Below are 12,168 nucleotides of genomic sequence, written 5' to 3' on the forward strand. Positions count from 1 at the left end.
GAAAGTAGGTCATTTTTTTAAATATATCTCTTAGATGCAATGTTTTTATAAATTCAATCGAATCGTATAACTTTCATACATTTTTTTGGTTCTGGTGCGAAAATGTTAGTTAGAAACATAGAGTAGCAATTTCCTTTTCATTTCTATCTTATGAAGCTAAGCCAAACAATTTATGAATAAATTCTTTCTGGTTTTGGGCAGACTTATCCAGTAAAACAAGTTGCCCTTTTTTCATCATATGCATGGCTTCAACACCACTCAATATAGGGATTGCTGTTTTAAACGACTGGAATCCTAACATAGAACGAACTCGCCTTTTAATAAACCGGTGGTCTTGTTCCACTATATTATTGAGATATTTAACTTTTCTTAGTTGTATGCCTTCAGGCATATGTTTCTCTTCTTTCAACTCTTGAATCGCTACAGGATATGCAGGGTTCTTATCTACTGCTATCACACGAGGTTTAGAAACATACGAAAAAGCGATACTTTCATCCCATGCCTAAAGGCAGACTAAAGTCCGATATGAGCTTTCCTGCATCGTAAAATCTGTAATGTACATGTTGATACATTACATTCTTCTCCCTTTTTCGGTTGCAATGTATGAGAGAAAGTAACTTGGATGGGAACAAGTTACTTTCCTTTTTTTAACTTAATAAAATATATACAAGTGATTAATTCATTAATATCTTGATATGAAGGTGAGATATATTAAATTTAATAGAAAAGAGTATCTTTACTACTAAAAAAATTGCCTTTTCCGAATGATGAATATATAACCTAAAAGCTTAAAGGCAATTCTTCTAATGATCTCATTAGGTAGCTTCCTTTCCACTTTACTTGTTCTTTTCCACCTTTTATTTCTATATTTGGCATACGACGCAATAATGTAGAAATAGCAATCTTTGTTTCTAAACGAGCGAGCGATGCCCCAAGACAAAAGTGGCTACCATAACCGAAGGCAATATGACGATTATTCTTTCTTGTAATATCGAATACATTAGCATTTTGAAAAATCTTTTCGTCACGATTAGACGATGCCAATGAAATAATAATCCTATCTTTTGGCTTAATATCTTGACCATATAATGTAAACGATTTAGCTGTCCAACGAAGAGTGGTTAATTCGACAGGACTGTAAAACCTTAAAGTCTCTTCAATTGCTGAATCAATTAAATCAAGATTTTGTCGAAGTTTCTGTAATTGAATTGGATGCTCAAGTAGTGCAAACATCATATTTGTAATTAAATTTACAGTTGTCTCATGACCGGCAACGATAAGCAATGTAATTGTTGAATATAATTCTGATGCACTCAATTTCGTTCCTTCACTTTCTACTTTTATGAGTGTACTGATTAAATCATTTTCAGGGTGTTCCCTTTTTTTATCGACTAAACATTGTATATATTCGGCAAACTCCCCTAATTTTTGGTTGTTTTCTTGTATATCATCTGATGTATGTGGAGTATCAATGATCGCCTGTGACCAAACCCTAAATTTAGATTGATCCTCAAGAGGAATACCCAACATTTCACTAATTACCATAATGGGCAAAGGAAAAGCGTAATCTTCTATACAATTCATAGAATGATTGTGTTCTACTTTATTTAATAATGTATCAGCGATATGTTGGATGCGATTTTTAAGTTGTGAAATTATCTGAGGAGTAAATGCTTTTTGAACAAGTGATCGTAGGCGATTATGATCAGGAGGATCTGAATTTAGCATATGTTTTCTTAAGAGTTCCCTATTTTCTAGTGAGATGGGGACTTTAATTTTTTCTTTTTCGCTAAATACATTTTCAATATTTTTCATTAATCTAGCATCTTTTAATAGCGAAGCTGCGTCTTCATATCTTGTAATAAGCCAACCTTGATTTTGTTCGCCTAAAGATAAGGGATAAGCAGGATGAAATTCACGTAATTCTTTGTAAATATCATATGCTTCATGTTTAAAGTCAGAAGAAGTTAATTGTGTTTCTGATAATAAAATAGAATGTTGCTCGCTTTTTGAAGACATGATTATAACCTCCATCTTTATAAAATAGTGGTGAGTATAGCACCTAATTTGCATTATAACTCAATTGATTTTAATAAAGGTAAGAATATTCCGATAAAATATTACTTTACCTTGTGAAATAAAATTGGAAATTTTAGATTTAGATTTTAAAATTTCTATTTTTCGAAACACCATATTACTTTTTAATTAATCCTTTCTATATAAAATAAGATAAAATAACATAAAAAGTTTGCTAATGCAAGTAACTTCTAACACTTAGATATGATAATACCATGCTTTTAGAAAGTAGTGTTGTCGAAGTATGATTTCGAACTTTCTAAAATTTATTAGTTTGTAACAGGAGTAATAAAATTGTGATATCATTTTGTTAATTTACAAGAAGGATATTTTTCTTCCAGTGAATACAAAAATTTAAATTAACTTAGGATGGAGGAGCCTTGACATATATGAATAATGATTCTCTTAGAGTTACCTTCGATAGTTTGGAGGAATTTGCTGATATAGTCAGTGATATTTTACAATGTCCGATTACTATTGAGGATGTAAATCATCGACTTCTCGCATATAGTACCCATGACGAAAGGACAGACCCAGCGAGAATTGGCACTATTATGGGGCGTCGTGTACCTGAAAAAGTAATCAATAACCTGTGGAAAGAGGGGATTATTCCTGCTTTATTAAAAAATCGGGAGCCTATTCGTATAAAAAAGATAGATGATATTGGTCTCGGTGATAGAGTCGCGGTATCTATTTGGAACAAAGAAGAAGTTTTAGGATTCATTTGGGCTTTAGAAATTGAAAAATCTTTAACGGAACAAGATTTTGCCTTGTTAAAAAAGTACGCGGATGCTGTAAAAAGTAAGCTTTTGCAACTTCAAGCCCGAAAAAACCAAAAAGAAGAAAGATCACAAGAGTTTTTTTGGAAACTGCTAACTAATCATATGCAGGTAAACTCAGAAGTTATGGAAAATTTCTACGACCTCCAAATAACTCCGGCATCTTTATTTACTGTTGCCGCATTCCATTTTGAACAAAAAATCACAAATGAAAAAGAGAAACAAATTTCTTATTTGTTAAAAACAAGCCAACATTTGAAGGTTTTACTTTATACCATTGACCGTAATCAATTGATTCTTCTTACTTCATTAGATAATGTAAAACGTCCTTTTCATGAAATCAATGATTTTGCGGATAGTTTTATGAATAAGATGGAAAAGCGATATGGTATTAAATCTATCAAACCAGCTTTTAGCAGTATATATAGTGACTACCAAAAAATCAGTAAAGCTTACAAAGAGACACTAACTGTTTTATCTATAAAAGAAAAATTCCCTTCTGATACAGTAAATATTCACAGCTACCAAAACATGGGGATTTATCAATTAATTGATCTTTTACTTGAGAAAAGAAAACATGAAGAGTATGAAAACCAGGCGTTGCACAAGCTATATGAATATGACAATAAGCATAATTCCAATCTTGTTGAAACGTTGGAAATCTATTTAAACAAAGACAGTAATATTAGCGAGGTAATAAAAGCTTTGAATATTCATGCTAATACACTTAGCTATAGACTTAAGCGTATTTATGAAATTAGTGAGATTGATTTAAAAGATCCAAACCAAAAAATGATTTTGTACTTGGATCTCAAGTTGAAAAAGTTTATGTAACAGCATCCTTTTGTGGAATTCCACAAAAGGATGCTGTATTTTTGTTTTTTTTCAACGATGAAAAGACATTTTTATTCCTCTATACTTACAATATGGCAGATTAAAGATTAAGTAATGGGGGGAATTTTATGATTATTGGTGTACCGAAGGAAATAAAAAATAATGAAAATCGTGTCGCACTTACGCCTGCAGGAGTTATTCCATTTGTGACAGCTGGCCATAAGGTATTAGTTGAAACAAATGCAGGTGTTGGTAGTGGCTTTAGCAATGTAGATTATGTATATGCTGGTGCTGAAATTATTAAAAGTGCTGCTGAAGTATGGAATCAATCAGAAATGATTATGAAAGTAAAAGAACCTCTCGAAAGTGAATATATTCACTTTCGTCCAAACTTAATTTTATTCACATACTTACATTTGGCTGCTGAACCTAATTTAGCTCAAGCCCTTAAAAGTAAAAGAGTTACCGCCATTGCATACGAAACAGTAGAAGTAAACCATACACGCCCTCTTCTTACACCAATGAGTGAGGTAGCTGGACGCATGTCTGTACAAATAGGAGCACAATTTCTACAAAAATCAAACGGTGGCCAAGGTATTCTTCTTGCAGGAGTGCCTGGTGTAAATCGTGGTAAAATTGCTATCATCGGTGGAGGTATTGTCGGTACAAACGCTGCGAAAATGGCGATTGGTCTTGGGGCGGACGTAACAATCATTGATTTAAACGCAGACCGTTTACGCCAACTAGATGACATTTTCGGTACACAAATCAAAACATTGATGTCCAATCCATTCAATATTTCGGAAGCAGTAAAACAAGCAGACCTTTTAATTAGTGCCGTATTAATTCCTGGTGCTAAAGCTCCTAAGCTTGTTACAGAAGAAATGGTGAAAACAATGAAACCTGGATCTGTAATTGTGGATGTAGCGATTGATCAAGGTGGAGCTGTAGAAACATGTGATCATGTAACGACACATGATAACCCAACATTTGAAAAATATGGAGTGCTTCACTATTCTGTTGCGAACATGCCTGGTGCAGTTCCAAGAACATCCACTATTGCCTTAACAAATGTAACAATTCCGTATGCGCTACAAATTGCTAACAAAGGCTTACAAACAGCAATATTAGAAAACGAAGCTTTAAAACTTGGCGTAAATACGTTGAATGGTGAAATTACATGTGAAGTGGTTGCAAAGGAACTCGGTTACAATTGTATCTCCATAGATGATTTTTTTCCGAAAAAATGCAACCAATTGTGACTCTTTTTAGATAAAACATTAGGACTACGAATTTTAGATATTTCTTATTCTAAAGCATTCCCTTAAGATGCTGGTTTCATATTAGAGAAGAAAGTGCACTACCATACTGACATAAGAAGATTGGATGAATTTATTATCCAATCTTCTTATGTTGCCTCGAAAATTAGAGAAACATAAATGGAATCGTTGTCATATTTGTTAGAGCATCTTTAAAATCAATTTAGTGGTAAGCTTTTTTTACTTTGTCTACTTCAAGGATGTTATTTGTAAAGGTCAACACAGTAAAAACAATTACGCATTATTGCAGTAGTGCCGATATGATGAATAGTTTTAATGCACATTTTAATTTATATAACATTTGGTACTTGTAGCTGTAATAAAATACATCAACGTAAAATATACAAACAGATTAATGTATGTAGGTAAGAAAGGACGTTCTATCATGAGAAATAATACTAATATACAGCTTATAGTAATTTTAATCATAGTACTTATAGCTGGATATTTTACATTTCAATCAATTACCTCTCCAGCAAAAGCTGTAGCTAAACAAGAAAATCCAGTACAGCTAGCTAGTGAACAATCAAAAACTGAAGTTAAGAAAATAGCACCGAAACATTTTAATGGTCAAGAAAGAAAAGTGGCTTATCTTACTTTTGATGATGGACCAGGTAAATATACAGCTGAGTTGTTAAACATTTTACAACAAAATGGTGCAAAAGCCACATTCTTCTTAATTGGTAATAATGTAAAACAGTTCCCGGAATTAATAAAACGTGAGAAAGAAGAAGGTCATTATGTTGGAATGCATAGTATGACACATGATTTTAAGAAATTATACACCAATGGCGAGTATGTGAATGAAATGAAAGAAGATCAAGGTTTAATAGCAAATATTCTTGGAGAATCTCCAACATTAACACGTCCTCCATATGGGTCTATGCCTGGCTTAAATGAGTCGCTTCGAAATAAAGTGGTAGATGCTGGTTTTAAAGTATGGGATTGGACAATTGACTCCTTAGATTGGAAGTATAATAATATGCCAGTTGATGCCGCATCCGCTCAGATTGTTCAAAATGTATTGGCAGGTGCAACAGAATCACAAGAAGTTATTTTAATGCATGACATTCACCCACAATCCGTTGCTGCCGTACCAGCTATTATAAAGGGATTAAAAGAAAAAGGATATGCACTTGAAGCATATCATGAAGAGGAGCATTTTTCCGTGAATTTTTGGCATGATAAACGTTTATAACACCAAAGGAGGGATTGACATTGATTTATAGGAAAGTGGCATTAATAACAATCTTATCAATTGGATTGCTAGGGGGTTGTTTGGGAGCAAAGCCAGAAGAAGAATTATATATTGCTTTTGAAAATGCAGCAAATCAAGAAAAACCATTATTTGATAATGTAAAAATATTAGAGAAGTTAGAAATAAGAGGACAGGAATTGTACAATCAAATTATAGAAGAAGGAAAAGTGCATAACGAGCCAGTAATGCAAGAAATCGAACAGGCTATTGCAGGTATAGATGCACGTGGAGGATTATTGGAAGATGAAAAAGTGGTACTAGAAAAGGCTCAAAAAGAAGTAACAGCAGTGCATAGTTATATAAGTAAAATCGAGGATAAAAAATTACAAACGCAGGCAAAACAAGTAGAAGAGTCCTATAAAAAGCGTTATGAAGCTTTTCAGAAAATAAGTGAAAACTATACAAAATCATTGAAGATTGAAAAAGAACTTTATGGAAAGTTAAAAGATAAAGATACAAAACTAAAAGAGATTAATGAGACAGTTACAGCTTTCAATATATTGAATGAAGAGATACTAAAAGAAAAAGAAAAGTTCAATCAATATACAAAAAGCTATAATGTAGGAAAACTAGCATTCTATAAAGAAGCTAAAATTAAAATAAAAGAGATCCAGCAAGAAAAATAATTATCAATTTAAGTATCTTGGATCTCTCATCCCTAAAGATAAACCAAAGTTCTAAATAGTGTTTCGCTTCAAGGAGGTTTTTTCATGAGCTATGATACTGTTGCACCTTTACAATTAATTCAACGGCTACAGCGATATGAAGTGTCAACAGGACAAAAATTTGTTTTAAAACGAGTAAATTCAGATTTGGAGATTGTAATGTTTATTACAGGATTACTCTTAGTTCTCCCGACTTTCACTTTATCTTTTTGGGCATATTTCTTTTATTTTTTAATAAAGGAATATACCGCTAAAACAGTTTTAGTAAAAAACAAGGATACTGGTGAAAAATTTAGAGTTGATAAACAAGTATTTAAACAATACAAAAAACATTTAAAGAAAAGAGGTACCTAGGGAATTGATTCGTTAGAAGATATTGCACTAATAACGTTATAATTGATTTTTCTTACACTTAAGTTGATTCGCATGTTTTTTGTCCGCTTATACTACATTAACTTTTAATTATTTCCCCTGTCTAAAAGTTCTATTCTTTGTATTATTTTTTAAATCAAATCGAATAGGACTTTACCCGTAAGAATATTGCAAAATGATTATTTTTTGTTGTTATTCTCTGACTTAATATAGGATAAAACATTTTGCGTATCTTCTCAAAAAGGAGTTTCTTATGAAACATTTCTCATTAATTTTAGTGATTTTATTTCTTATTGTGATATGTAGTTGTATTATTTTTGGTTCTCGTGAAAATATTTGGAAGAAAGTGCCCTTGAGGGTTTCTTTATATAATACACAATCTTTTATAGCATTTACGTCCAAAAGTTAAAAGGTTGAGTTTATTAAAATATATTATCAACACATCTGAATTTTCAATGAATAAACGGATAGAATGAACCGATGAACAGACAAAATACAAAAAATAAGAAAACATTATAATCAAAGGAGCGAACCCATTGTTACGTAAAAAACATTTGTATGTGCTTAGTGCTCTCTGCACCATTACAATAGTTGGATGTAAATCTCAGATTAAAGAAGTCTCTTTAGTAAGTGATATAGGTGAAAAACCTATGGGAATAAAAGACATTGGTGATAGGAAGATAAATTTAGTAGATCCTACTAGTGGAAAAATAGTCAAACAAATAAATTTAACTTCATTAGGATATTTTAAAGATGAAAAACAATATAAATTACATATTAAAAAAATCGCTAATGAAATAGGAAAACAGATTGATCAAAAAATGACACCATCTCGTATGACTAGTGATGGAAGATGGGAAGAAGGAAAGCCCTCATATGAATTATTTGAAAAAGAATTAGTAGAGGATTTAATGGATGTGGGAATATGGGATCGTTCCTATGAATTACCAATTTCTAAGAAACAACCTGTTGCTCAATTAACAGATACAAATAACAATAGCAAAGTAATTGGGAAATATACAACGAATATAGTTGGTACAGCTAATGGTAAGATGGAAAACATTCGTTTGTCCGCAAGTACTATTAATGGTGTCATACTAGGGAAAGGTGATCGTTTTTCCTTTAATGCTTTAATAGGAGATACAACACCTGATAAAGGATACCAGCTAGGGAAAGAAATTGTTGCAGGAAAATTAGTCGATGCTTATGGAGGAGGGGTTTGCCAAACTTCTTCTACACTATATAATGCAGCGGATCAATCAGGATTAAAAATGATAGAAAGGTATAGTCATTCAAAACCAGTTGGCTATGTACCTATAGGCAGAGATGCAACTATAGCGTATCCTTATTTCGATTTAGTGTTTGAAAATACGAATGATGTACCGGTACAGATCTTTATGAAGGTGGAAGGAAATACATTAAACGCAGAAATACGTATGTTAATCTAAAAGGTCTGTTTAGAGAGTTTATCTAGTTGCTATTTTTCTTGTTTTTTCCTATCCCTTGTTCAGAATGTAGATTGACTCTTGCATGAAGGAACTTTCTTAGATCAAAATAAAATAAACAAAACCCACAGAGAACAAGAATGTTTTCTGTGGGTTTTGTTTATTTCAAAGAAGCTTTGGGGAAGCTTGGTTTGATCAATTTTATTTTTCTAACAGATCTTGTATTAGAAAAATAAAATATAGAGTGTTTTGCATATACATTAGCGATAAGCTTATCTTACTTTAAATATCTTTCAAAAATCTTTCAAAAATGTTACAAAAGTCTTTCATTGGTTTTAAAGATGCTCGGCCAAGGTGAATAACAGAATCATTTCATTCTCTACCTCACGCTAACAATAATATTGTGTACTTTTTCTGTACCTGTATCTCTGTATTTTGGGTTCTGGTGCAAAAATGATTATGTAGATACTCCGACATGAATGTTATATTCTCATGAGAATGATTTGTTCGGAAATCAACATAAAAATCCGTATTTTTATACTCTATAAAGATTGAACGTTCGTAATTACTCTCGTATTTTTGCGTATATTTTGCACCAGAACCACCAATTTTTTATGGATTCAGGCAAGCTCTTATGTACGATAGCATAAGAGCTTGTTTGCATGTTCTACCTTTTTTTATGTACAATAAGAACAAGAGATGATATAGACAGGGAGAGGAAATCCATGTCCACTAAATTAGTAAATTTACGCATTGATTTTGCTTTTAAACAGTTATTTGGGACGAAAGGAAATGAGGAAATTCTAACGGGTTTCTTAAATGCAATTCTAGAGGAATCTTTAGATGCACCTATTACAACGCTACAACTAGAAGATCCACATCTCCATAAATCATATGAGGATGATAAATTATCGATTTTAGACCTATTAGCAACACTAGATAATGGGACGCAAGTAAATATCGAAATTCAGCTTCGGAATACACATGATATGGTGAAGCGATCTTTATATTATTGGAGTAAACTTTATACATCCCAAATGCAAGAAGGGATGCCATATCGTTCACTTCGGAAAACAATCACCATTAACTTATTAGATTTTATTTTGTTTTCTCAGGATGACGCATTTCATACCATCGGACAATTATGGAATACAAAAATGCAGCAACTATTAAGTGACGACATTGAAATTCATTTTGTAGAGATACCGAAATTGGTAAAACAATGGCGTGAAGAAAAAGTAAACCCGTGGGAAAATACATTTGTTCGTTGGATGTTATTATTACCAGCACATGAAGACGAACATTTAACTCAAACATTGGAGGAGATTGCGATGAATCAAGATCCAATTTTACAAAAGGCAATAAATAAATGGGAAAATATGAGCCATGATTCTTCTTTCCGAACAGCATATGAAGCTCGAGAGAAATTACTTCTAGATGAACAAGCTAAGCTAGCACATGCAGAACAAGAGGGTATAGAAAAAGGCATTGAGCAAGGTAAGATGCAAATGATTCGAGGGATGCATGAAATTGGCGTACCGCTTGAAACTATTGCAAAAGCAAGTAAGTTAAGTGTGGAGGAAATAGAACGCATCTTGAAATTAAAGTAAATATATAAGAACATACAGAAACTATGTTAAAATACAAATTTGTATTCTATTCATGAGCAAACGTATAGAAGAAAGTAGACGCTCATTATCGTAGTACGTCTAATCGAAAAGCATTGCTGAAGACTTTGGCAGTGCTTTTTTTAAATCAACTTTTTGATATTTTTCATTCTGCTCACAATATCACTTTATATTTTTTGAGAATATATCCACACCTATCGGCATATATCTTAAACACAATAGATATATGAAAGGGTGAGAGTATGATTTCATCATATTCAGTAAGATACATTTTGATAACAGGTAATACTTTTATAAAAAAAGTGATTACTGTATATGCATCTTCAGCGTTCTTTGCTATTGAAAAAATCAAAAAAGAATTAGAACGCCGTTTTTCTAATCCTACAAAAATTGAAGTCTATGCAGTGTAAATATTTAAAGCAATTCAAACGGACAAGGTGAAACTGAATGTTCGTTTCACCTTGGCCTATTTCGAATTTATTATATATTAATTACATATTAAAATTCATCATCACCAATTAATTTTCCTACATCATTATCCTTAGTAAGTCTTTGCTTCAAGTAATTTTCTTTTGTAGTTCTATCATTTTTATGGCCAACTGCAGCTGCTATGACATGAGGCGCTAGCCCCTTGTAATCATATAAGTACTGTACATAAAAATGTCTAAAGAAGTGAGGGGTAATTCGTATATTCTCTGTAAAAGGTAACTTGGTATCCTTAATAATTTTAGAAATATATTGTGACAAGTAATTCTCTCTATAAGCAGTATGGTTCTTTGTTTGAAATATAGTCCCACCATTTTTATTCCCAATGTTTACAGGTAACCTTCTCCGGATTCGAAATGCAACAATACGATTAAAAATATCCTTATTAATAGAAACAATCCGTTCATTATCTCCCTTTGTATCAACTGTTAAATAGTAACGTCCACGTATAGCGTCATACTCAAGATCTTTCCATTTGGCATGAGCGACTTCTGCAACACGTAATCCCGTAGTAGCCAAGAGCGATAATAAAGCGTAATTGATTTCATTGTCCTTATAGTAATGAAGCAAATGCTTCACTTCCTCATATGATAACTCGCGTTTTGGTTTATGTTGTTTATTAACGGTCGTACTTAGAATCTCTACATGAAGAGGTTCCTGGATATATTGAATTTCATACAACCATTTCAAGTAAGAGCGGATTACACCAAGTTTTCTACTAATCGTAGATGCTTTGTACTTTTCTTTTGATTGATAGGAGATTGCCTCCTGGGATAACCACTTTTGATAGTTTCGGACATGTCGTTTTCTTAAGTTCCTCCAAACTTGGCCAATTACATAATCTCTTACATCTTGCTGTAGAAATTCTGTGCTTTGTTTGATGAAAAAATAGAACTGGCTTAGATCACGTGCATATAGAGTCCTGGATGCATCCTTTATACGTTTTTCTTGGTCAAAATGTGTTTGCCGATTTAAGTAGTAGTACAATATTTCTTCATCTGAAAACCCCTCATATGTATATGAATCTTCTCTTTCGTTATTTTCCTTTTTAAATTCAGCTTCATTTATATAATCACGATTCCATATTGCAATTATATTTGCAAATTCTTGTTTTTGTTTTTCAATAACTTTTAATGAACTATCTTTATGTAGTGTATTCATTTCAAATTTCATCATATATCAACTCCTAACGGAATTATAATCTAATAACATTATAACCTATATTCATGTAAAACTAGTTATATAAAGAAATTAAAATTTAATTATTAGTAAATGGATAATAACTATAGAAAATCTCACATTTTCT

Annotated in this window: 10 protein-coding genes and 1 pseudogene; 8 read left to right on the forward strand and 3 right to left on the reverse strand. The window is 32.1% G+C overall.

The window, feature by feature from the left end; translation table 11 throughout:
• Positions 1–148 precede the first annotated feature (148 nt).
• Positions 149–493: pseudogene (locus tag U860_RS31110) on the reverse strand (DDE-type integrase/transposase/recombinase); the annotation flags it as partial.
• Positions 494–780: 287 nt separating this feature from the next.
• Complete coding sequence (locus tag U860_RS0102790; protein ID WP_025147319.1) at positions 781–2,019, reverse strand: cytochrome P450; 1,239 nt, start codon at positions 2,017–2,019, stop codon at positions 781–783.
• Positions 2,020–2,465: 446 nt separating this feature from the next.
• Here U860_RS0102790 and U860_RS0102795 point away from each other — a divergent pair, with 446 nt between their 5' ends.
• From U860_RS0102795 to U860_RS35730, 8 genes are all read left to right on the forward strand, one after another.
• The gene (locus U860_RS0102795) at positions 2,466–3,689 is read left to right on the forward strand and encodes a PucR family transcriptional regulator (RefSeq protein ID WP_025147320.1); all 1,224 of its coding nucleotides are present in this window, start codon (positions 2,466–2,468) and stop codon (positions 3,687–3,689) included.
• A 128-nt stretch (positions 3,690–3,817) separates the two neighbouring features.
• Positions 3,818–4,951 carry an alanine dehydrogenase gene (ald, locus tag U860_RS0102800; protein ID WP_025147321.1) on the forward strand — a complete coding sequence of 378 codons (1,134 nt, stop codon included), beginning with the start codon at positions 3,818–3,820 and terminating at the stop codon, positions 4,949–4,951.
• A 442-nt stretch (positions 4,952–5,393) separates the two neighbouring features.
• A complete protein-coding gene (locus U860_RS0102805; RefSeq protein ID WP_025147322.1) occupies positions 5,394–6,206 on the forward strand; it encodes a peptidoglycan-N-acetylglucosamine deacetylase in 813 nt (270 codons plus the stop codon).
• Positions 6,207–6,226: 20 nt separating this feature from the next.
• Entirely contained in the window at positions 6,227–6,892 is a 666-nt protein-coding gene (locus tag U860_RS0102810) for a YkyA family protein (RefSeq protein ID WP_025147323.1), read from the forward strand.
• 84 nt (positions 6,893–6,976) lie between these two features.
• Positions 6,977–7,285: a hypothetical protein gene (locus U860_RS0102815; RefSeq protein ID WP_029952822.1), complete on the forward strand. Its 309-nt coding sequence runs from the start codon at positions 6,977–6,979 to the stop codon at positions 7,283–7,285.
• 554 nt (positions 7,286–7,839) lie between these two features.
• The gene (locus U860_RS0102820; RefSeq protein ID WP_029952824.1) at positions 7,840–8,751 is read left to right on the forward strand and encodes a VanW family protein; all 912 of its coding nucleotides are present in this window, start codon (positions 7,840–7,842) and stop codon (positions 8,749–8,751) included.
• Positions 8,752–9,473: 722 nt separating this feature from the next.
• Complete coding sequence (locus tag U860_RS0102825; RefSeq protein ID WP_025147325.1) at positions 9,474–10,358, forward strand: Rpn family recombination-promoting nuclease/putative transposase; 885 nt, start codon at positions 9,474–9,476, stop codon at positions 10,356–10,358.
• A gap of 260 nt (positions 10,359–10,618) precedes the next feature.
• Positions 10,619–10,786 carry a hypothetical protein gene (locus U860_RS35730; protein WP_000625960.1) on the forward strand — a complete coding sequence of 56 codons (168 nt, stop codon included), beginning with the start codon at positions 10,619–10,621 and terminating at the stop codon, positions 10,784–10,786.
• An 88-nt stretch (positions 10,787–10,874) separates the two neighbouring features.
• Here U860_RS35730 and U860_RS0102835 read toward each other — a convergent pair whose 3' ends face one another.
• Positions 10,875–12,035 carry a site-specific integrase gene (locus U860_RS0102835; protein ID WP_025147326.1) on the reverse strand — a complete coding sequence of 387 codons (1,161 nt, stop codon included), beginning with the start codon at positions 12,033–12,035 and terminating at the stop codon, positions 10,875–10,877.
• Positions 12,036–12,168 lie beyond the last annotated feature (133 nt).

The organism is Bacillus sp. H1a, from assembly GCF_000633475.1.
GTDB lineage: Bacteria > Bacillota > Bacilli > Bacillales > Bacillaceae_G > Bacillus_A > Bacillus_A paramycoides.

Bases quoted from the DNA above. Each gene is read 5' to 3' on its own strand.
- U860_RS0102790 (WP_025147319.1), bottom strand. From the start codon at position 2,019: ATGTCTTCAAAAAGCGAGCAACATTCTATTTTATTATCAGAAACACAA.
- U860_RS0102795 (WP_025147320.1), top strand. From the start codon at position 2,466: ATGAATAATGATTCTCTTAGAGTTACCTTCGATAGTTTGGAGGAATTT.
- ald (WP_025147321.1), top strand. From the start codon at position 3,818: ATGATTATTGGTGTACCGAAGGAAATAAAAAATAATGAAAATCGTGTC.
- U860_RS0102805 (WP_025147322.1), top strand. From the start codon at position 5,394: ATGAGAAATAATACTAATATACAGCTTATAGTAATTTTAATCATAGTA.
- U860_RS0102815 (WP_029952822.1), top strand. From the start codon at position 6,977: ATGAGCTATGATACTGTTGCACCTTTACAATTAATTCAACGGCTACAG.
- U860_RS0102825 (WP_025147325.1), top strand. From the start codon at position 9,474: ATGTCCACTAAATTAGTAAATTTACGCATTGATTTTGCTTTTAAACAG.
- U860_RS35730 (WP_000625960.1), top strand. From the start codon at position 10,619: ATGATTTCATCATATTCAGTAAGATACATTTTGATAACAGGTAATACT.
- U860_RS0102835 (WP_025147326.1), bottom strand. From the start codon at position 12,035: ATGAAATTTGAAATGAATACACTACATAAAGATAGTTCATTAAAAGTT.